We start from the raw sequence: 21557 nt of genomic DNA, 5'->3' as shown, positions 1-21557 counted from the left end.
AAACCATTCGCAACAATCATTGCAGTGCCGTGATGTTTTTGACGCCAACCGTTAAGCGGTCGGTGCCGTATGGCCTGTTATGGCATAACAAGATGTACCCATAACGAGAACCGGTAATACCGGACAGTATGCAAACACAACAAGAGGATTTATGGCCGAGAACAAACCTGAGCTACAGCGTGGGCTGGAGGCTCGTCACATCGAATTAATTGCCCTTGGGGGGACAATTGGCGTCGGGCTATTTATGGGGGCCGCTAGTACCCTGAAATGGGCGGGACCTTCGGTTCTGCTGGCATACATCGTCGCCGGGCTGTTCGTCTTTTTCATTATGCGTTCTATGGGGGAGATGTTATTCCTCGAGCCGGTTGCCGGTTCATTTGCTGTTTACGCCCATCGTTACATGAGCCCCTTCTTTGGTTATCTCACCGCCTGGTCATACTGGTTTATGTGGATGGCGGTGGGGATATCAGAGATTACCGCCATCGGGGTGTACGTCCAGTTCTGGTTCCCGGAAATGGCACAATGGATACCCGCACTGATTGCTGTCGGACTGGTTGCGTTGGCAAATCTCGCCGCGGTTCGCCTGTATGGTGAAATTGAGTTCTGGTTTGCCATGATTAAAGTGACCACCATCATTGTGATGATCGTCATTGGATTAGGGGTGATTTTCTTCGGTTTTGGCAATGGCGGTCAGGCGATCGGCTTTGGCAACCTGACCGAGCACGGCGGCTTCTTTGCTGGTGGTTGGAAGGGCTTCCTGACGGCATTGTGTATTGTCGTGGCTTCTTACCAGGGCGTGGAGCTGATCGGCATTACTGCGGGTGAAGCGAAGAATCCGCAGGTCACGCTGCGTAGTGCAGTAGGGAAAGTGCTGTGGCGTATTCTGATTTTCTACGTCGGTGCGATTTTTGTTATCGTCACTATTTTCCCGTGGAATGAGATTGGCAGTAACGGTAGCCCGTTTGTTCTCACCTTTGCCAAGATTGGTATTACCGCCGCGGCAGGGATTATTAACTTTGTGGTCCTGACGGCGGCGCTGTCGGGCTGTAACAGTGGGATGTACAGTTGTGGGCGTATGCTTTACGCGCTGGCAAAGAATCGCCAGCTACCTGCCGCTGCTGGAAAAGTTTCGCGCCAGGGCGTGCCGGTTGCCGGCGTGGCTATTTCTATCGCGATCCTGCTGGTTGGTTCGTGCCTGAACTACATCATTCCCAACCCGCAGCGTGTGTTCGTTTATGTCTATAGCGCCAGCGTGCTGCCGGGGATGGTGCCGTGGTTTGTGATCCTGATAAGCCAGATACGTTTCCGTCAGGCGCATAAAGCGGCGATCGCCAGTCATCCCTTTCGCTCAATTCTGTTCCCGTGGGCGAACTATTTGACGATGGCGTTCCTGATTTGCGTATTAATCGGCATGTACTTTAATGAAGATACCCGAATGTCGCTGTTTGTTGGCATTATCTTCTTACTGGCCGTGACGCTCATTTATAAGGTTTTTGGCTTGAATCGTCATGGCACAGCCCAAAAATTGCAGGAATAAGCGACAAAACGCACAAACCATGACCAAACGATAATTTATTTTAAAAAAGCACTAGACAGCAGACCGAGACCTCCGTAATATCCAGCCCCGCAACGGCGCTAAGCGCCCGTAGCTCAGCTGGATAGAGCGCTGCCCTCCGGAGGCAGAGGTCTCAGGTTCGAATCCTGTCGGGCGCACCATTTAGTAAGGTGCCGGAGCTGCGGTGGTTTTAATACCGCGTAAAAGATTTGCAGTGGTGGCTATAGCTCAGTTGGTAGAGCCCTGGATTGTGATTCCAGTTGTCGTGGGTTCGAATCCCATTAGCCACCCCATTAATTTAAAGTTGTGAAATGCGAAGGTGGCGGAATTGGTAGACGCGCTAGCTTCAGGTGTTAGTGTCCTTAGGATGTGGGGGTTCGAGTCCCCCCCCTCGCACCACGACTTAAAGAATTGAACTAAAAATTCAAAAAGCAGTAAAACGGCGAGTAGCGCAGCTTGGTAGCGCAACTGGTTTGGGACCAGTGGGTCGGAGGTTCGAATCCTCTCTCGCCGACCAATTTTGAACCCCGCTTCGGCGGGGTTTTTTGTTTTCTGATTTTCCCTTCTCAGCCTTTATTTCCCCGAATTTCCTGATTTCTTAAAAAGTCCGGTTCCATTGTTTTTGCAGTGCAATCGTGGCATGCCTTGTGCAATAATATACGGGTAGATGCTCATTCCATCTCTTATGTTCGCCATCTGGCCTCATAAACTCAGGAATGATGCAGAGCCGTTTACGGTGCTTATCGTCCACAGACAGATGTCGCTCTGGCCTCATCAAACACCATGGACATAACGTTGAGTGAAGCACCCATTTATGTTGTCATACAGACCTGTTTAACGCCTGCTCCAAAAGAGCGGGCGTTTTTTTATGCATATACACCTCATCCTTCAAGTCGCCTCGAAGCATCTCGAATGATTTGGTGTATATGAAATAACGGTAGGCCCGGTAAGCGAAACGTCACCGGGCAAGAGGGAATTACTGCGGGGGATTGTTGTTCTGCAGCGTCAACATCAGGCCATCACGACGCATGGTGGCGGCTTCTTCCGGCTGATGCAGTCTGTCCAGCGCGTCAGCAATCCAGGCGTAGTCATAGGCATCTGGACGCTGTTTGAGAGCGGCACGGAAGGCGAACGTGGCTTCCTGCCATTCGCCGTGCTTCATTAGCGACTGGCCCAGCGTGCTCCACAGTAATGGGCGATCGCCGACGGCTTTAATCTGCTGGCGCAACACTTTCTCTATCTGTTCCGGGTTGCTGGTTTTCAGACGCGGGATCGGCAGCACCAGGCGGTCGTCATACTGGCGTTTAAGACCATCAATGATGACCTGCTGTGCCGTATCGTGATCGTCACACTCAATCAGATGTTCAGCCATTGCCACCTGCAGGGCAACCTGGTGACGGGTTTTACGGTTCTGGTTTTTCCACCATGCACGTAGACCCTCGCTGCCCTGATCGGCGCGAACCTGATCCATCAGACCAACCCATGCCTGCTGTTCCAGCATCGCGCGGTGCTCGTCATCACCCACGTGCGCTTTTGCCATGGATGGAATGATATCCAGTAACGAACTCCATGCACCGGTACGAATGTAGGCCTGTTCAGCCAGACGCAGCACTTCCGGATGACGTGGCGTCACTTCCAGCAGTTTATCTACGCTGTGGCGTGCGGCGTGATTTTCATTACGTGCCAGCTGCAGGCGAACGCGAGTGATTTCTACCGGGATCGTATCATTTCCGGCCAGTTCGGCAGCACGCTCAAGGTGTTGGTTGGCACGAGCTTCGTCACCGCGCTGTTGAGCAGCTTCTGCCGCCAGCAGGTAATTCACTACCGGCTGTTCTGCATGATCGGCGTTTTTCGACATCAGCTTTTCAACCTGCTGATAATCGCCTTCTGCCAGCTTGAGCAGCGCCTGCTCGGTCTGCTTACGGGCGCGACGACGCTTCCGACCGACAAACCATCCGCGGGTATGCGCGCCAGTGCGGAAAATTCGGCGCAGCAGCCATTCAATCGCAAACAGGACGACCATTGCGACGATCAGAATGATCACCAGACCCGTCACGCTGGTTTCGATATTGTAATTATCCGTCTGGATCAGTACGTAGCCCTGATGACCGGCAATCATTGGACCGACAACGATCCCGGCGATCAACAGCACAAAGAGCAATAATACTTTTAGCATCATTATTCTCCTTGCGGCGCAGTTGCCGGAGTTTCAGCTGAAGGCGCAGGAGTTGCTGCAACCGGCGCTGTGGCAGGCTGTGCCAGTAAATTACGTACGCGGGTCTGCATGAGCTTGTCGAGAAGCGCCTGGCTCTGCAGCGTTTCCGGTACGTCCATGCTGATGCTTTGTTGGCTCAGTTGGTCTACCTCTTCAAGGAAAGCTTTGGTGGCTGCATCGTCGGTGTCGTAGTAGGCGCGCACCCAGGTGGAGACGTTTTCCAGCGCCTGGCGATATGTTTCCTCCTGATGACGCGGCACGGCCTGTGCGGCCACTAACAGGCGAGAACGGATATTTTCACGTAAGTAAACGTCCTGGTTCGGTGCCAGCAGCGGGACGGCGGTTTCATCGCGACGGCGAACGGTGATAAAGCTGTCCATAAAGTTCTGCCAGCTTTTTTGCAGATTGACGCGCCATTCGCTGATCGAGCTGGAAAGCTCGCTGCTGTCGGAATCCATCGGCGAATCGTCGGTGTCGTTGTCGGCCAGACGCAGGTTATCAATCTGGTTAGAGAGCTGATTCACTTTCAGGATAATGCCGTCATAGTCGACCTGAGTCACCGCAGAGAGGCTCGCGATATCGTCGGTAATCGCGCGACGGGCGGTAATCAGGCTTGGGTCATTCATATCCGCCAGGCTGGCGTCAGCGCTTTTCAGCAGCGCCGCGGCGGTAGTAACGTCCTGATCGCTCCATAATTTGCGACCGGCCAGTTTCACCAGAAAATCAGCCTGCGCCAGCAGCCATGTCCCGGCATCGCTGCCGGAGATAGTGGCGACTTTTTGCTGGACTTCGTCAAGCTGTTTGACCAGCGCGGCCTGCTGGCGAGCGGCTTCATCCAGCTGCGTTGCCTGCTGTTTAATAATGCCTTCCAGCTCAGCTTTTTGGCTTTCTTGCGCTTTTTGCAACGCCGTAAGCTGGTTCGCCAGCGCATCGCTGGTTGCTGTCTGCGTTGTTGCCTGCTGTTTCCCCCAACCGTACAGCCCAACGCCTGCAGCCAGCGCAATAGCAATCGCCACTGCGCTCAGAATCAGCGCCGTGCTGTTCTTACTCTTTTTTTCAGTATTGACTGGCTGTGACGTGGTTTCCACGGCCTCCCTGGTCTCTTCAACCACGGCGGAGGATTTTTCTTGTTCCGTCATTATGGCATCCCATTATGAGAGTTATTGTAATGCGCGTAGTAGCGCATCGTTGTCGGCGTTATCAGCGACCTTAATATCTTGCCAGCCCAGTTCCCGGGCGAGGTGCGCCAGACGCTCACTGACGACCAGCAGCCGACAGCGTAGTAACCAGTGCTCACGATACCACTGCGGAATGAGCGACCAGAGCTGTTGTAGCATCTCTCCGCTGGTGACAACCACCGTGGTCACACCACGAGATTGCCAGCGCATCGCTTCTTCTGCACCATCGTAATATTTTGCACTGCGTTGATAACATTCACAAAAATCGACATCAGCTCCGCGTGCTGTCAGGGTTTCACCTATCAGCTCACGGCCACCATTGCCGCGTAATATAAGCGCGCGTTTTCCCGCAATATTTTGTAATTCAGGTAATTGTAGCAAGACTTCGCTAATTTCCCGATCCAGAGGGTAGTGAATATTGAAACCGCTAACGGTATGCAGCGCCAGCGCCGTTGTGCGACCAATGGCAAAATAACGCGGAAGGGAGGGCCAGCTTTTCCCCAGTTGCTGAAGCTCGGCATCTGCAAAGGTGACGGCGTGCTGCGAGAGGGCGAAGACCAGATCGTTTTCCGTTAGCGCCGACAGCCGGGAAGCAAGCGTTGCCAACTCCCGACCGGGCGAAAACTCGATGAGCGGAAAGCTCCAGGCCACCTGCCCCAGTGTGCGCAGACGGCTCACTAACTCTTCCCCTGCGGGAGACGGGCGGGTGACCAGAATACTCATGCGGGGGCTTCTCCGTTGTAAACTTCAGCCAGAATGGTGCGCGCGCCGTTCTCCAGCAGCTCTTCAGCCAGAGAGATGCCCATCTGTTCAGCTTCCTGCGCGGCGCCGCGACGTTCTCCGCATACCATCTGCGAACCGTCAGGCGCGCCGACCAGCGCCCGCAGCCAAATCTCACCGTTAATGAGTTCTGCATAACTGCCGATAGGGACCTGACATCCCCCTTCCAGGCGGGTATTCATGGCGCGTTCGGCTTTGACGCGCAGCGCCGTCTCTTCATGGTTGAGCGGCGCTAACAGCGCCTGAGTGCGCATATCATCCAGTCGACATTCTATGCCAACTGCGCCTTGCCCGACAGCGGGTAGGGAGACTTCCGGCGGCAGAGCGGTGCGGACTCGCGACTCAAGACCTAAACGTTTTAATCCGGCGACCGCCAGAATAATGGCGTCATAATCGCCGTTATCCAGTTTGCTCAGACGCGTACCTACGTTACCGCGCAGTGAACGGATGACGAGATCCGGGCGACGCTTTGCCAACTGGCACTGGCGACGCAAACTGGATGTCCCGACGATACTGCCTGCCGGGAGTTCATCCAGCGTGTTGTACTTATTTGAGACGAAAGCATCACGCGGATCCTCTCGCTCGCAAATGGTGACCAGTCCAAGACCGTCAGGGAATTCAACCGGCACATCCTTCATGGAATGCACGGCGATATCGGCGCGTTTTTCCAGCAGCGCGACTTCCAGCTCTTTAACAAACAACCCTTTCCCCCCGACTTTCGCCAGCGGGGTATCAAGGATCACATCGCCACGGGTTACCATCGGAACCAGTTCCACGATCAGACCGGGGTGGTTTGCCATTAAGGCGTCTTTGACATAATGTGCCTGCCAGAGCGCAAGGGGGCTTTGGCGTGTGGCAATTCTCAAAACATTGTCTAACATGCTTGTTACCGTCATTATCAATCTTTGACCATCCTAACATCCTTATCAAAGGGATGTCAGCGTTACGCTCAAACGTGAGTGAGAGGAAAAGGCGCTGCATCATCACTGGCAGTGAATAATGACGAGAAACCTCCCGACCGTATGAAGGAATTTACACGTAACGAACGGTGCTACACTTGTATGTAGCGCATCTTTCTTTACGGTCAATGAGCAAGGTGTTAAATTGATCACGTTTTAGACCATTTTTTCGGCTGTACAGCATAAAAAAATATGGGCGAAAAAACAGGTAACGGTTATTTTTGACATACGGTTTATCCGAATTGATGACGATTATTGTGAGCGCTTGTGCCGCAGCAATCGACAACATGACGGATAGCAACATCAGGCGATACGTCTTGTACCTCTATATTGAGACTCTGAAACAGAGACTGGATGCCATAAATCAACTGCGTGTGGATCGCGCGCTTGCTGCCATGGGACCTGCCTTCCAGCAGGTATACAGTCTGCTGCCGACATTATTGCACTACCACCATCCGCTGATGCCGGGTTACCTTGATGGTAACGTTCCCAAAGGCATATGCCTTTACACGCCTGATGAAACCCAACGCCACTACCTGAACGAACTGGAACTGTACCGCGGTATGTCACCGCAGGATCCTCCCAAGGGCGAACTGCCTATCACCGGCGTTTACTCAATGGGCAGCACCTCTTCGGTAGGGCAAAGCTGTTCCTCTGACCTTGATATTTGGGTCTGCCATCAATCCTGGCTGGATAGCGAAGAGCGCCAACTGCTGCAGCGTAAATGTAGCCTGCTGGAAAGCTGGGCCGCCTCGCTGGGCGTGGAAGTCAGCTTCTTCCTGATTGATGAAAACCGTTTCCGCCACAATGAAAGCGGCAGTTTGGGTGGTGAAGACTGTGGCTCGACGCAGCATATCCTGTTGCTTGATGAATTCTATCGCACCGCTGTGCGTCTCGCGGGTAAACGTATTCTGTGGAATATGGTGCCGGGCGACGAAGAAGAGCATTACGACGATTACGTCATGACGCTTTACGCACAGGGGGTGTTAACGCCAAACGAATGGCTGGATCTCGGCGGACTCAGTTCGCTCTCCGCCGAAGAGTACTTTGGCGCCAGCCTCTGGCAGCTGTACAAGAGTATCGACTCCCCGTACAAAGCGGTATTGAAAACGCTGCTGCTGGAAGCTTATTCCTGGGAATACCCCAATCCACGCCTGTTGGCGAAAGATATTAAACAGCGCCTGCACGATGGCGAGATCGTCTCTTTTGGTCTCGACCCTTACTGCATGATGCTGGAGCGCGTTACCGAGTACCTCACGGCGATCGAAGACCCGACTCGTCTGGATTTAGTGCGTCGATGTTTCTACTTAAAAGTGTGTGAGAAACTGAGCCGCGAGCGCGCCTGCGTGGGCTGGCGTCGTGAAGTATTAAGTCAGTTAGTGAAAGAGTGGGGCTGGGATGACGCCCGTCTGACCATGCTGGATAACCGCGCTAACTGGAAGATTGACCAGGTACGCGAAGCGCATAACGAACTGCTCGATGCGATGATGCAGAGCTATCGTAACCTGATCCGTTTTGCCCGCCGAAATAACCTCAGCGTGAGCGCCAGCCCGCAGGATATCGGCGTGCTGACCCGTAAGTTGTATGCCGCGTTTGAAGCATTACCAGGTAAAGTAACGCTGGTGAACCCGCAGATATCTCCGGATCTCTCGGAACCGAATCTGACCTTTATCCATGTGCCGCCGGGCCGTGCCAACCGTTCGGGTTGGTATCTCTATAACCGCGCGCCTAACATGGACTCGATCATCAGCCATCAGCCGCTGGAATATAACCGCTACCTCAATAAACTGGTGGCGTGGGCCTGGTTCAACGGCCTGCTGACCTCGCGTACGCATTTATTTATTAAGGGCAACGGCATTGTTGATTTGCCGAAGCTGCAAGAAATGGTCGCCGACGTGTCGCATCACTTCCCGCTGCGACTGCCAGCGCCAACGCCGAAAGCGCTCTATAGCCCGTGCGAGATTCGCCACCTGGCGATTATTGTTAACCTTGAATATGACCCGACGGCAGCATTTCGCAATCAGGTGGTACATTTTGATTTCCGTAAGCTGGACGTCTTCAGCTTTGGCGAAGAACAAAATTGCCTGGTGGGTAGCGTCGACCTGCTGTACCGCAACTCGTGGAATGAAGTGCGTACGCTGCACTTCAACGGTGAGCAGGCGATGATTGAAGCGTTAAAAACGATTCTGGGCAAAATGCACCAGGATGCCGCGCCGCCGGATAGCGTCGAGGTTTTCTGCTATAGCCAGCATCTGCGCGGTTTAATTCGCACCCGCGTGCAGCAACTGGTGTCTGAGTGCATCGAGTTGCGCCTCTCCAGCACCCGTCAGGAAACCGGACGCTTCAAAGCGCTGCGCGTTTCCGGTCAGACGTGGGGTCTGTTCTTCGAGCGCCTGAACGTCTCGGTACAGAAGCTGGAAAACGCGATTGAATTTTATGGCGCGATTTCACATAACAAACTGCACGGGCTTTCCGTTCAGGTTGAGACCAATCATGTGAAACTCCCGTCAGTGGTTGACGGTTTTGCCAGCGAAGGGATCATTCAGTTCTTTTTCGAAGAAACGGGTGATGAGCAGGGCTTTAATATCTACATTCTGGATGAGAGTAATCGGGCTGAGGTGTATCACCACTGCGAAGGTAGCAAAGAGGAGTTGGTACGCGATGTCAGCCGTTTCTACTCGTCGTCGCACGATCGCTTTACCTACGGCTCCAGCTTCATCAACTTTAACCTGCCGCAGTTCTATCAGATTGTGAAAACCGACGGGCGCGCGCAGGTGATCCCGTTCCGTACCCAGCCGATTAGCGCCGTGCCGCCCGTCAGTCAGGAAAACGACACTCCGCTGTTGCAGCAGTATTTCTCGTGAGCATGATGCCGGATAAGCGAAGCGTATCCGGCAATAAAACTTAACGGAAGCTCACCTCTTCACCCGCCTGCTGTGTCGCCGCCTGTTCTAGCAGATCCCAGAACGTTTCGCCGCTACGATCGCAGATCCACTCGTCGCCTTTCAGGTCAAAGTGGTAGCCGCCCTGTTTGGTTGCCAGCCACACCTGATGCAGCGGCTCCTGACGGTTAATAATAATTTTGCTGCCGTTTTCGAAGCTGATGGTCAGCACGCCGCCGTTGATCTCACAATCGATATCGCTGTCGCCGTCCCAGTCATCCAGACGCTCTTCAATGGTCATCCACAGGGTGTCAGCAAGGCGATGAAATTCACTGTCGTTCATTTTCTTATCCTGTTTTTCGTGATGACGGCAGTATAACCTGAAACAAAACGCGTTGCAGATTACAGGCTAACTCTTGCTTTTACGCCTTCTCCTGCGATGATAGAAAACAGAAAGCATGAACTTTACAGGCAATCGATAATGAAAAACGTGTTAAAGCCACTCGCTGTCATTTTTACTCTGTTCAGCCTGACGGGCTGTGGGCTAAAAGGCCCGCTCTATTTCCCGCCAGCAGATAAAACCGCGCCGCCTCCGACCAAGAGCGTTCAGCCGCAATCACAATCCACCACGCCAGAGAAAAACGATCGTGGGATTAGTGACGGGCCTTCTCAGGTGAATTACTGACGGCAGGAATAGATGTATATTTCTGTACCCGCGTGAACGGAGTGAATGATGCAATTCTCTAAAATGCATGGCCTTGGCAACGATTTTATGGTCGTCGACGCGGTAACGCAGAATGTCTTTTTCTCACCAGAGCTGATCCGCCGCTTGTCCGACAGGCATCTCGGCGTTGGATTTGATCAACTGCTGGTGGTTGAACCTCCGTATGATCCGGAGCTGGATTTCCACTACCGTATTTTTAATGCCGACGGTAGTGAAGTGTCACAGTGTGGCAATGGCGCCCGCTGTTTTGCCCGCTTTGTTCGCCTGAAAGGGCTGACCAATAAGCGTGATATTCGCGTCAGTACCGCTAATGGTCGTATGGTATTAACCGTAACCGACGACGAGCTGGTACGGGTGAATATGGGTGAACCCAATTTTGAACCCGCGCAGGTTCCGTTTCGCGCCAACAAAGCAGAGAAGACCTATATTATGCGCGTGGCTGAACAGACAGTATTGTGCGGCGTGGTTTCAATGGGGAACCCGCACTGCGTAATTCAGGTTGATGATGTTGATACGGCCACGGTAGAAACGTTGGGGCCGGTTCTGGAAAGTCACGAACGCTTTCCTGAACGCGCCAATATCGGATTTATGCAGGTGGTAAAGCGCGAGCACATCCGGCTGCGCGTCTATGAGCGCGGCGCGGGTGAAACGCAGGCCTGCGGCAGCGGTGCGTGCGCCGCTGTTGCGGTTGGTATCCAGCAGGGCCTGCTGGCAGAAGAAGTGAGGGTGGAATTACCGGGCGGTCGACTTGATATCGCCTGGAAAGGTCCGGGTCATCCGCTGTATATGACTGGCCCGGCGGCACATGTCTACGACGGATTTATTCACTTATGAAGCAACCAGGGGAAGAACTACAGGAAACGCTCATGGAGCTGGACGACCGGGCGGTCGTCGATTACCTGCAACGTAATCCTGAGTTTTTTATCCGTAATGCCCAGGCAGTTGAAGCGATGCGTGTTCCGCACCCGGTGCGGGGTACGGTCTCTTTAGTGGAATGGCATATGGCGCGGGCACGTAATCATATCAACGTGCTGGAAGAGAATATGGCGTTGTTGATGGAACAAGCCAACGCCAATGAAAGCCTGTTCTATCGACTGTTAAATCTGCAAGCACGGCTGGTATCGGCCAGCAGTCTTGACGACATGCTGATGCGATTTCATCGCTGGGCGCGTGAGTTAGGGCTGGCTGGGGCGACGGTTCGTCTGTTCCCGGATCGCTGGCGACTTGGTGCGCCATCAAAATTCACTCATCTGGCATTAAGCCGTCAGGCTTTTGAACCGCTGCGTATTCAGCGTCTGGGCCAGTCACTGCACTATCTTGGACCGCTCAATGGCCCGGAACTTCTGGTCATGATGCCCGAGGCGAAAGCGGTAGGCTCGGTGGCGATGTCGATGTTGGGGCAAGATGGATCCCTGGGCGTGATGCTGTTCAGCAGTCGCGACGTTAATCATTACCAGCAGGGGCAAGGTACGCAATTACTGCAGGAAATCTCGCTGATGTTGCCGGAGCTGCTGGAGCGCTGGATTGAACGCGTATGACCGATTCACCCCTTTCTCAGGATGTGGCGCGCTTTTTACGCTATCTGGGCGTTGAGCGCCAGCTTAGCCCGATCACATTGCTGAATTATCAGCGTCAGCTTGATGCCATCATTGCGTTAGCCGGAGAGACCGGTCTGCAAAGCTGGCAACAATGTGACGCTTCGATGGTACGCAGTTTTGCCGTGCGCAGCCGTCGTAAAGGGCTGGGGCCAGCGAGCCTGGCGCTGCGTCTCTCCGCATTGCGCAGTTTCTTTGACTGGCTGGTTAATCAGGGCGAGCTGAAAGCCAATCCCGCAAAAAGTGTTTCCGCGCCGAAAGCACCGCGTCATCTACCTAAAAATATCGATGTCGACGACGTTAATCGTCTGCTGGATATCGACCTCAACGATCCCCTCGCCGTGCGCGACCGGGCAATGTTAGAAGTGATGTACGGCGCAGGGCTGCGTTTGTCTGAACTGGTTGGGCTGGATATTAAACATCTCGATCTCGACACCGGCGAAGTATGGGTGATGGGGAAGGGCAGTAAAGAACGTCGCCTGCCAATTGGCCGCAATGCAGTGGCGTGGATTGAGCACTGGCTGGACCTGCGGGGGCTATTTGGCAGCGATGACGATGCGTTATTCCTGTCAAAACTGGGCAAACGCATTTCTGCGCGTAATGTGCAAAAACGCTTTGCGGAATGGGGGATCAAACAGGGGCTGAACAGCCACGTACATCCCCACAAATTGCGCCACTCTTTTGCGACGCATATGCTGGAGTCGAGCGGCGATCTGCGCGGGGTACAGGAGTTATTGGGGCATGCTAATCTCTCCACTACCCAAATCTATACCCATCTTGATTTTCAACACCTGGCTTCAGTGTACGATGCGGCGCATCCACGCGCCAAACGGGGGAAATAATGCGTTTTTACCGGCCTTTGGGGCGCATTTCTGCGCTCACCTTTGACCTTGATGACACCCTTTACGATAACCGTCCCGTTATCACACGCACCGAGCAGGAAGCGCTCGCGTTTGTACAGAATTACCATCCGGCGTTGAATTCGTTGCAAAATAGCGACCTACAGCGCTTACGTCAGGCCGTTCGCGACGCTGAGCCGGAAATCTACCACGACGTTACCCAATGGCGTCACCGCGCCGTAGAGCGCGCTATGCTGGAGGCGGGATTGTCAGAAGCAGAAGCCAGAATGGGGGCAAATGCGGCGATGATGAATTTCGCCAAATGGCGTAGCCGCATTGACGTCCCGCAGGCGACGCATGACACGCTGAAGGCGCTGGCCCGCAAATGGCCGCTGGTGGCGATCACCAACGGTAACGCACAGCCAGAACTGTTCGGCCTGGGCGATTACTTTGAGTTTGTGCTGCGCGCCGGTCCCGACGGGCGATCAAAACCGTTCAGCGACATGTATGCGCTGGCGGCGGATAAACTGAAAATGCCTGTGGCTGAGATTCTGCATGTGGGCGATGACCTGACGACAGACGTGGCGGGGGCCATCCGTTGCGGTATGCAGGCCTGCTGGATCAAACCGGAAAATGCCGACCTGATGCAAACCGCAGACAGCCGTTTGCTGCCGCATATCGAAATTTCACAGTTGGCATCTCTGACCTCGCTGATATAATCACCAGCAGAACTCTGTATATATACCCAGCTTTTTGGCGGATGGCGCTACGCTTATCCGCCTTACCTACTTTTACGCGGCGGTGCCAATGGACGTTTCTTACCTGCTCGACAGCCTTAATGATAAACAGCGTGAAGCGGTGGCCGCGCCACGCAGCAACATGCTGGTTTTGGCCGGCGCGGGGAGTGGTAAAACTCGCGTGCTGGTGCACCGTATCGCCTGGTTACTGACGGTAGAGAACAACTCGCCATACTCCATTATGGCGGTGACCTTTACCAACAAAGCGGCGGCGGAAATGCGCCACCGTATTGGCCAGATCATGGGAACCAGCCAGGGCGGTATGTGGGTGGGTACATTCCACGGTCTGGCGCACCGCCTGCTGCGCGCGCACCATATGGATGCGAACCTGCCGCAGGATTTCCAGATCCTCGACAGCGAAGACCAGTTGCGTTTGCTCAAGCGTTTGATCAAGGCGATGAATCTTGATGAGAAGCAGTGGCCGCCGCGTCAGGCGATGTGGTTTATCAATAGCCAGAAAGACGAAGGGCTGCGCCCGCACCATCTGCAGAGCTATGGCAACCCGGTTGAGCAAACCTGGCAGAAGGTGTATCAGGCCTATCAGGAAGCGTGTGACCGCGCGGGGCTGGTGGATTTCGCCGAGCTGTTGCTGCGCGCCCATGAACTGTGGCTCAACAAGCCGCATATCCTGCAGCACTACCGCGAACGCTTTACCAATATCCTGGTGGACGAATTCCAGGATACCAACAACATTCAGTACGCCTGGATCCGCCTGCTGGCGGGCGATACCGGCAAAGTGATGATCGTTGGCGATGATGACCAGTCGATCTACGGCTGGCGCGGAGCGCAGGTGGAAAACATCCAGCGCTTCCTCACGGATTTCCCGGGCGCAGAAACTATTCGCCTGGAGCAGAACTACCGCTCGACCAACAACATCCTCAGCGCGGCCAACGCCCTGATTGAAAACAACAACGGGCGTTTGGGTAAAAAGCTGTGGACCGATGGCATCGACGGCGAACCAATCTCACTGTACTGCGCGTTCAACGAACTCGATGAAGCGCGTTTTGTGGTCAATCGTATCAAAACCTGGCAGGACAACGGCGGTGCGCTGGAACAGTGCGCCATTCTTTATCGCAGCAACGCCCAGTCGCGCGTGCTGGAAGAGGCGTTGTTACAAGCCAGCATGCCGTACCGTATCTATGGTGGGATGCGCTTCTTCGAACGCCAGGAAATCAAAGATGCGCTCTCCTACCTGCGCCTGATCGCTAACCGTAATGACGACGCCGCATTTGAACGCGTGGTGAATACGCCAACCCGCGGGATTGGTGATCGTACTTTAGATGTCGTGCGTCAGACCTCCCGTGACCGCCAGCTTACGTTGTGGCAGGCCTGTCGTGAGCTGTTGCAGGAAAAAGCCCTCGCGGGTCGCGCCGCCAGCGCCTTACAGCGTTTTATGGAGCTGATCGATGCGCTGGCGCAGGAGACCGCCGATATGCCGCTGCACGTGCAGACTGACCGGGTGATTAAAGACTCCGGCCTGCGCATGATGTACGAGCAGGAAAAAGGCGAGAAGGGTCAGACGCGTATCGAAAACTTAGACGAACTGGTGACGGCAACGCGCCAGTTCAGCTACAACGAAGAAGACGAAGACTTAATGCCGCTACAGGCGTTCCTGTCTCACGCCGCGCTGGAAGCAGGCGAAGGGCAGGCGGATACCTGGCAGGATGCGGTACAACTGATGACGCTGCACTCGGCGAAAGGTCTGGAGTTCCCCCAGGTATTTATCGTGGGTATGGAAGAAGGCATGTTCCCCAGCCAGATGTCGCTGGACGAAGGTGGGCGCCTCGAAGAAGAGCGCCGCCTGGCTTACGTAGGCGTGACCCGCGCGATGCAAAAGCTGACGCTGACCTACGCCGAAACGCGTCGTCTGTACGGCAAAGAGGTTTACCACCGTCCGTCGCGCTTTATCGGCGAACTGCCGGAAGCGTGCGTTGAAGAGGTTCGCCTGCGCGCCACGGTTAGCCGACCGGTGAGCCATCAGCGGATGGGCACGCCAATGGCGGAAAATGATACCGGCTACAAGCTCGGCCAGCGCGTGCGCCACGCTAAGTTTGGTGAGGGCACCATCGTCAATCTGGAAGGAAGCGGTGAGCACAGTCGTTTGCAGGTCGCGTTCCAGGGGCAAGGGATCAAATGGCTGGTGGCAGCCTACGCCAGACTGGAAACGGTTTGATCGGTTTGGCTTTGCCGGATGGCGACGCTGGCGCGTCTTATCCGGCCTACAGACCGGGTAACATTTTGATTTCCAGGCCGGACGAGGCGAAGCCGCCATCCCGCTATCTGTCGGTTAATATTCTGAAATCATAGATAAATAATTCCCCTCTGCTAACCTTTTTGTATAAGGGGAAATTATTACTTTTTCGCCATCTGTTGCGTGTTGACGTCAAAATTTTGCTGGCGTAACATGCGCGCACGATTACGCTAAGAGGACATTCGCCTTGGACACACCCAGTAGATACTGGCTCATTATCCTGTCATCCAGGATCAACTCCTAAGGCTATCCCTTTTTGCTGATAGCCTTCGCGGTTGTCAGCGACCTTCTGTTTTTTCCCGTCGCGCTGAGTCAGGCTGTTTAATGGTCTGAAACCCAATTTGTTTCTGTGTGCCCTCCGAACTGTCCGATAATTTTTTGCATTGGGAGTCCCGGTCATGCTGAGCGCATTTCAACTGGAAAACAATCGTTTAACTCGCCTTGAGGCAGACGAGATCGAGCACCTGGCCAGTTCGGTTTGGGTCGATTTAGTCGAGCCGGATGACGAAGAACGAAACCGTGTGCAAAAGGACTTGGGCCAGAATCTGGCTACGCGCCCTGAACTGGAAGACATCGAAGCATCTGCGCGTTTTTTTGAAGACGAAGACGGTCTGCACATTCACTCCTTCTTCTTCTATGAAGATGCCGACGATCACGCGGGTAACTCAACCGTCGCATTTACCATTCGCGAAGGTCGCCTGTTTACTCTGCGCGAGCGCGAGCTGCCGGCATTCCGCCTGTACCGCATGCGTGCGCGTAATCAGGCGATGGTGGATGGCAATGCCTACGAGCTGCTGCTCGACCTGTTTGAAACTAAAATTGAACAGTTGGCGGATGAGATCGAAAATATCTACAGCGACCTGGAAAAACTCAGCCGTGTGATCATGGAAGGGCGTCAGGGCGATGAATATGACGAAGCGCTTTCGACGCTGGCGGAACTGGAAGATATTGGCTGGAAGGTCCGCCTGTGTCTGATGGATACCCAGCGCGCACTGAACTTCCTGGTGCGTAAAGCGCGTTTGCCGGGGAGTCAGCTGGAACAGGCGCGCGAGATTCTGCGCGATATCGAGTCCCTGCTGCCGCACAACGAATCACTGTTCCAGAAGGTTAACTTCCTGATGCAGGCGGCGATGGGCTTTATCAATATCGAGCAGAACCGCATCATCAAGATCTTCTCGGTGGTCTCTGTGGTGTTCCTGCCGCCGACGCTGGTGGCTTCCAGCTACGGGATGAACTTTGAGTTCATGCCGGAACTGCACTGGAGCTTCGGTTACCCAGGGGCGATTGTCTTTATGATGCTCGCGGGTCTGGCGCCGTATCTGTACTTTAAGCGCAAGAACTGGCTGTAATGGCTGTGCCGGATGGCGGTTACGCCTTATCCGGCACTTCTTCAGCTCCGACGTACCCGTCGTTGCGTATAAATCGCATCCATCACGAAAACTGCCAGCGCCACCCAGATAAACGCAAACGTGACCATTTTATCCGCTCCCGGAACTTCACCGTAGAAAGTGACGGCCAGCAGGAACATTAGCGTGGGTCCGATATACTGGAAGAAACCCAGCGTGGACAGACGCAGGCGGGTCGCCGCGCCGGTAAAGCACAGCAGCGGAATGGTGGTCACGACACCTGCAGCAATCAGCAGAAGATTGAGTGACATGGGGTTTTGACCCATATGGCTGGTTGGGCTGTCCGCGATGCCAAACAGATAGATAGCCGCAACAGGTAAAAGCCACAGGGTTTCGATCAGCATGCCGGTTTGTGCTTCGACGGCAATCTTCTTGCGTACCAGACCATAGAAAGCAAAGCTGAACGCCAGGCCCAACGCGATGATTGGCAGCGATCCGAAGGTCCACAGCTGTACCAGTACGCCGCAGGCGGCTAACAGTACCGCCAGCCACTGCATGCGACGAAAGCGCTCGCCGAGGAAAAGCATTCCCAGCACAATATTCACCAGCGGGTTAATAAAATAGCCCAGGCTGGCTTCCAGCATATGATGATTATTGACCGCCCAAATGAACAGCAGCCAGTTTCCACCGATGAGCACTGCAGAGAGCGCCAGCAGGAAGATCTTCTTTGGCGTTTGTAGCAGCGTTTTGATGCCCGACCACTGGCGGCTGATGCTCATCAGTACCACCATAAAGAAAAATGACCAGATGACGCGATGCGTCAGGATCTCATCCGCCGGGACATAGTAAATCAGCTTGAAGTAGGCAGGAGCGATACCCCAAATAAAATAAGCAGCAAGAGCGAGTAACACGCCCTGCCGCGTTTGTTTAGCATCCATCGGGAAAACTCATTTCAGAAATGTAACAGCAGTTTACCTTTTTTTGAGCACTTACCCCACCATATAAGTGGCGGTTGCGCTGGCAATATAAAGCTGTTCTTCGTTATGCAGTTCCACGCGCGCAACGGCGACTTTATTCCCCGCCCGCAGCAGGCTACTGGTGGCGGTAAAGCGATTTCCTCTCCCCGGGCGCAGGTAATCAACGCGCAAATCGATTGTCCCCATACGTGACATTCGCTGACGCAGTTCGTCCTCGCTGATCGTCTCATGGCGGGTCAGCGTACTGCCAACGCACACCAGCCCGGCGGCAACGTCCAGCGCCGACGCGATCACGCCGCCATGCAGAATGCTTTGCGCCCAGTTGCCGACCATCATCGGTTGATTATTAAAGGCTAATTGAGCAAATTCTTTCTCATAGCGTTCAAGCTCCAGACCCAGCGCCCGGTTAAACGGCATATGATAGACAAACATTTCACCCACTAACTTCAGCGCTTCCTCAGCAGTAAGTACGGCAGACATACGATCCCTACATCTCAATGGTTAATGAAATGTTGATATTATGCTTATTATTTGTTGTTTTCTACTTTAGGACGGGATAACTAACGAGGAACTCGCTAAGTATGTAGAATACTTGCCAGATAATTATACAATTCATCAATATTTTGGTTCAGGAGAACATTACCGATGCGGGCGATTCTGGGATGGTTACTACCAGCAGTCATGCTGCCGTTGACCGCGTATGCGCAGGAAGCGACAGTGAAAGAGATTCATGATGCACCGGCGGTTCGCGGCAGTATCATCGCCAACATGCTGCAGGAGCATGACAACCCTTTCACGCTTTATCCTTATGAGACCAACTATCTCATCTACACCAATACCAGCGACATGAACAAAGAGGCGATCAGCAGCTATAGCTGGTCCGAAAATGCGCGCAAAGATGAGGTTAAGTTTCAGCTAAGCCTGGCGTTTCCGCTCTGGCGCGGAATATTAGGCCCGAACTCGGTACTCGGCGGTTCCTATACCCAGAAGTCCTGGTGGCAGCTTTCGAACAGTGAAGAGTCTGCGCCGTTTCGCGAAACCAACTATGAACCGCAATTGTTCCTCGGTTTCGCCACCGACTATCGCTTTGCCGGTTGGACGCTCCGCGATGTTGAAATGGGCTATAACCATGACTCCAATGGTCGATCCGACCCCACCTCACGTAGCTGGAACCGCCTTTACACCCGGCTGATGGCTGAAAACGGTAACTGGCTGGTGGAAGTTAAGCCGTGGTACGTTATCGGCAGCACTGACGATAACCCTGATATCACCAAATATATGGGCTACTATCAGTTAAAAATGGGTTATCACCTGGGTGACGCGGTGATCAGTGTGAAAGGCCAGTACAACTGGAATACCGGCTACGGCGGCGCAGAGCTGGGGGCCAGTTATCCCATTACCAAGCATGTGCGTCTTTATACCCAGGTCTACAGCGGCTACGGCGAATCACTGATTGACTACAACTTCAATCAGACCCGTGTTGGCGTGGGTGTAATGCTTAACGATATCTTCTGACAGGTATTGAGAGTATTTTAATCATTGCAGTTTCTCTCTCAGGCGCTGAAAATAGCGCCTGTTTTTATTTCAGGCTAATGGGGTTAATGTGGCGCAGGCGGAAGTGTTGAATCTGGAAATGGGCGCTAAACAGGTTTTGCAGGAAACCTTTGGCTACCAACAGTTTCGCCCTGGTCAGGAAGAAATCATTGATACCGTGATCGCTGGTCGCGACTGCCTGGTCGTTATGCCGACCGGTGGCGGAAAATCCCTGTGCTATCAAATTCCCGCATTATTGCTTAACGGCCTCACCGTTGTTGTTTCTCCGCTGATTTCTCTGATGAAAGATCAGGTCGATCAACTGCTTGCCAACGGCGTGGCGGCCGCGTGTCTGAACTCCACCCAAAGTCGTGAGCAGCAGCTTGAGGTGATGGCAGGCTGTCGTAGCGGGCAGATTCGCTTACTGTACATTGCGCCCGAACGCCTGATGCTGGATAACTTCCTTGAAAATCTGGCGCACTGGAACCCGGTACTGCTGGCAGTTGATGAAGCGCACTGTATTTCGCAGTGGGGGCATGATTTCCGCCCGGAATACGCCGCGCTGGGGCAGTTGCGTCAGCGTTTCCCAACTCTGCCGTTTGTCGCGCTGACCGCGACCGCGGACGAGACAACCCGGCTGGATATTGTGCGTCTGCTGGGGCTCAACGACCCGTTAATTCAGATCAGCAGCTTTGATCGCCCGAATATTCGCTACATGTTGATGGAGAAGTTTAAGCCGCTCGATCAACTGATGCGCTACGTGCAAGAGCAGCGCGGTAAGTCCGGTATTATCTACTGTAACAGTCGCGCTAAAGTAGAAGACACCGCCGCGCGTCTGCAAAGCCGAGGCATTAGCGCCGGGGCTTATCATGCCGGGCTGGAAAACGCTGTACGTGCAGAAGTGCAGGAGAAATTTCAGCGTGATGACCTGCAAATCGTCGTAGCGACCGTGGCGTTTGGCATGGGAATCAACAAACCCAACGTACGCTTCGTGGTGCATTTCGATATTCCGCGCAACATCGAGTCCTATTACCAGGAAACCGGCCGCGCCGGGCGTGACGGCCTGCCTGCGGAAGCAATGCTGTTTTACGATCCGGCTGATATGGCATGGCTGCGCCGTTGCCTCGAAGAGAAACCCGCCGGACAACTGCTGGATATCGAACGGCATAAGCTCAATGCGATGGGGGCGTTTGCCGAGGCGCAAACCTGTCGTCGTCTGGTGCTGTTGAACTATTTTGGCGAGGGGCGTCAGGAGCCGTGTGGTAACTGCGACATCTGTCTCGACCCGCCAAAACAGTACGACGGACTCATGGATGCGCGCAAAGCGCTGTCGACTATCTACCGTGTTAATCAACGCTTTGGTATGGGTTATGTCGTGGAGGTTCTGCGCGGAGCGAATAACCAGCGAATTCGCGAGCTGGCCCATGACAAGCTGCCTGTCTATGGCATTGGTCGTGAGCAAAGCCACGAACATTGGGTAAGCGTTATCCGCCAGCTTATTCATCTTGGGCTGGTGACGCAGAATATTGCTCATCACTCCGCGTTACAGCTAACCGAAGCCGCGCGTCCGGTACTGCGTGGTGATGTTGCGCTACAGCTTGCGGTACCGCGTATTGTGGCGCTGAAACCGCGAGCGATGCAGAAATCCTTCGGTGGCAATTACGATCGCAAACTGTTCGCCAAATTGCGGAAGCTGCGTAAAGCCATTGCTGATGAAGAAAATATCCCGCCGTATGTAGTGTTCAACGATGCCACGCTGATTGAAATGGCTGAGCAGATGCCAGTTTCACCGAGCGAAATGCTGAGCGTTAATGGCGTGGGGATGCGTAAACTTGAGCGTTTTGGCAAAGAGTTTATGGCGCTTATTCGCGCGCACGTTGATGGTGACGACGAAGAGTAGTCAGCCAGGCAAAAAAGTGCCAGGAT

The 21557-nt window shown here is 54.0% G+C and carries 19 protein-coding genes and 4 tRNA genes; 16 read left to right on the top strand and 7 right to left on the bottom strand.

The features are described from left to right. The first annotated feature begins 151 nt into the window (after nt 1-151). From HVZ52_RS22500 to HVZ52_RS22480, 5 genes are all read left to right on the top strand, one after another. Entirely contained in the window at nt 152-1537 is a 1386-nt protein-coding gene (locus HVZ52_RS22500) for an amino acid permease (protein ID WP_137352353.1), read from the top strand. 102 nt (nt 1538-1639) lie between these two features. Then, nucleotides 1640-1716, top strand: a tRNA-Arg gene (locus HVZ52_RS22495). Nucleotides 1717-1772: 56 nt separating this feature from the next. Further along, nucleotides 1773-1848 (top strand) — tRNA-His (locus HVZ52_RS22490). A 20-nt stretch (nt 1849-1868) separates the two neighbouring features. Then, a tRNA-Leu gene (locus HVZ52_RS22485) sits at nt 1869-1954 on the top strand. A gap of 41 nt (nt 1955-1995) precedes the next feature. After that, nucleotides 1996-2072 (top strand) — tRNA-Pro (locus HVZ52_RS22480). A gap of 459 nt (nt 2073-2531) precedes the next feature. On the opposite strand, the gene hemY is transcribed toward HVZ52_RS22480, so the two are convergent. Genes hemY through hemC form a run of 4 tightly spaced genes read right to left on the bottom strand, consistent with a single transcriptional unit; the run spans nt 2532 to nt 6609 of the window. Continuing rightward, nucleotides 2532-3731 carry a protoheme IX biogenesis protein HemY gene (gene hemY, locus HVZ52_RS22475; protein ID WP_181599313.1) on the bottom strand — a complete coding sequence of 400 codons (1200 nt, stop codon included), beginning with the start codon at nt 3729-3731 and terminating at the stop codon, nt 2532-2534. Nucleotides 3732-3733: 2 nt separating this feature from the next. Beyond that, a complete protein-coding gene (gene hemX, locus HVZ52_RS22470) occupies nt 3734-4909 on the bottom strand; it encodes a uroporphyrinogen-III C-methyltransferase (protein WP_080860387.1) in 1176 nt (391 codons plus the stop codon). Between the two features lie 21 nt (nt 4910-4930). Further along, a complete protein-coding gene (gene hemD / locus HVZ52_RS22465; protein WP_075849027.1) occupies nt 4931-5671 on the bottom strand; it encodes a uroporphyrinogen-III synthase in 741 nt (246 codons plus the stop codon). Continuing rightward, nucleotides 5668-6609 (bottom strand): hydroxymethylbilane synthase, encoded by a 942-nt coding sequence (gene hemC, locus HVZ52_RS22460; RefSeq protein WP_016157846.1) that lies wholly within the window; start codon nt 6607-6609, stop codon nt 5668-5670. The genes hemD and hemC overlap by 4 nt, the downstream gene beginning before the upstream one ends. A gap of 395 nt (nt 6610-7004) precedes the next feature. Here hemC and cyaA point away from each other — a divergent pair, with 395 nt between their 5' ends. After that, nucleotides 7005-9551, top strand: coding sequence for a class I adenylate cyclase (cyaA, locus tag HVZ52_RS22455; protein WP_019078435.1), 2547 nt, complete (start codon nt 7005-7007; stop codon nt 9549-9551). Between the two features lie 40 nt (nt 9552-9591). Here cyaA and cyaY read toward each other — a convergent pair whose 3' ends face one another. Then, nucleotides 9592-9912, bottom strand: coding sequence for an iron donor protein CyaY (cyaY, locus tag HVZ52_RS22450; RefSeq protein ID WP_003828967.1), 321 nt, complete (start codon nt 9910-9912; stop codon nt 9592-9594). 138 nt (nt 9913-10050) lie between these two features. Between cyaY and HVZ52_RS22445 the strand changes: the two genes are divergently transcribed. The 8 genes from HVZ52_RS22445 to corA all read left to right on the top strand — a co-directional run bounded on the left by HVZ52_RS22445 (nt 10051) and on the right by corA (nt 17124). Next, nucleotides 10051-10254, top strand: coding sequence for a lipoprotein (locus tag HVZ52_RS22445; protein WP_003017937.1), 204 nt, complete (start codon nt 10051-10053; stop codon nt 10252-10254). A 48-nt stretch (nt 10255-10302) separates the two neighbouring features. After that, on the top strand, nt 10303-11127 hold the full coding sequence (gene dapF, locus HVZ52_RS22440) for a diaminopimelate epimerase (protein WP_016155126.1): 825 nt from the start codon (nt 10303-10305) through the stop codon (nt 11125-11127). Further along, nucleotides 11124-11831, top strand: a complete 708-nt coding sequence (locus HVZ52_RS22435) for a DUF484 domain-containing protein (protein ID WP_032932189.1) — start codon at nt 11124-11126, stop codon at nt 11829-11831. The genes dapF and HVZ52_RS22435 overlap by 4 nt, the downstream gene beginning before the upstream one ends. Further along, on the top strand, nt 11828-12730 hold the full coding sequence (xerC, locus tag HVZ52_RS22430) for a tyrosine recombinase XerC (protein WP_046274891.1): 903 nt from the start codon (nt 11828-11830) through the stop codon (nt 12728-12730). Before HVZ52_RS22435 ends, xerC begins: the two co-directional genes overlap by 4 nt. After that, on the top strand, nt 12730-13446 hold the full coding sequence (yigB, locus tag HVZ52_RS22425) for a 5-amino-6-(5-phospho-D-ribitylamino)uracil phosphatase YigB (RefSeq protein ID WP_016155129.1): 717 nt from the start codon (nt 12730-12732) through the stop codon (nt 13444-13446). The genes xerC and yigB overlap by 1 nt, the downstream gene beginning before the upstream one ends. 88 nt (nt 13447-13534) lie before the next feature. Continuing rightward, nucleotides 13535-15697 (top strand): DNA helicase II, encoded by a 2163-nt coding sequence (gene uvrD / locus HVZ52_RS22420; RefSeq protein ID WP_016155130.1) that lies wholly within the window; start codon nt 13535-13537, stop codon nt 15695-15697. Nucleotides 15698-15962: 265 nt separating this feature from the next. After that, nucleotides 15963-16019, top strand: coding sequence for a YsgD/CorL family protein (gene ysgD / locus HVZ52_RS22980; RefSeq protein WP_212723238.1), 57 nt, complete (start codon nt 15963-15965; stop codon nt 16017-16019). Between the two features lie 154 nt (nt 16020-16173). Continuing rightward, nucleotides 16174-17124: a magnesium/cobalt transporter CorA gene (gene corA, locus HVZ52_RS22415; protein WP_003017920.1), complete on the top strand. Its 951-nt coding sequence runs from the start codon at nt 16174-16176 to the stop codon at nt 17122-17124. 41 nt (nt 17125-17165) lie between these two features. Here corA and rarD read toward each other — a convergent pair whose 3' ends face one another. Further along, nucleotides 17166-18059 (bottom strand): EamA family transporter RarD, encoded by an 894-nt coding sequence (gene rarD / locus HVZ52_RS22410; RefSeq protein ID WP_016155131.1) that lies wholly within the window; start codon nt 18057-18059, stop codon nt 17166-17168. 51 nt (nt 18060-18110) lie between these two features. Further along, entirely contained in the window at nt 18111-18578 is a 468-nt protein-coding gene (yigI, locus tag HVZ52_RS22405) for an acyl-CoA thioesterase YigI (protein ID WP_003017917.1), read from the bottom strand. A gap of 165 nt (nt 18579-18743) precedes the next feature. On the opposite strand from yigI, the gene pldA reads away from it, so the two are divergent. Further along, the gene (gene pldA / locus HVZ52_RS22400; protein ID WP_016157849.1) at nt 18744-19613 is read left to right on the top strand and encodes a phospholipase A; all 870 of its coding nucleotides are present in this window, start codon (nt 18744-18746) and stop codon (nt 19611-19613) included. A gap of 88 nt (nt 19614-19701) precedes the next feature. Continuing rightward, complete coding sequence (recQ, locus tag HVZ52_RS22395; protein WP_019078429.1) at nt 19702-21531, top strand: ATP-dependent DNA helicase RecQ; 1830 nt, start codon at nt 19702-19704, stop codon at nt 21529-21531. Nucleotides 21532-21557: the final 26 nt, after the last annotated feature.

This window comes from Citrobacter sp. RHB36-C18, from assembly GCF_013814485.1.
Lineage (GTDB): Bacteria > Pseudomonadota > Gammaproteobacteria > Enterobacterales > Enterobacteriaceae > Citrobacter > Citrobacter braakii.
This window is presented reverse-complemented; position numbering and strand designations above follow the sequence as displayed.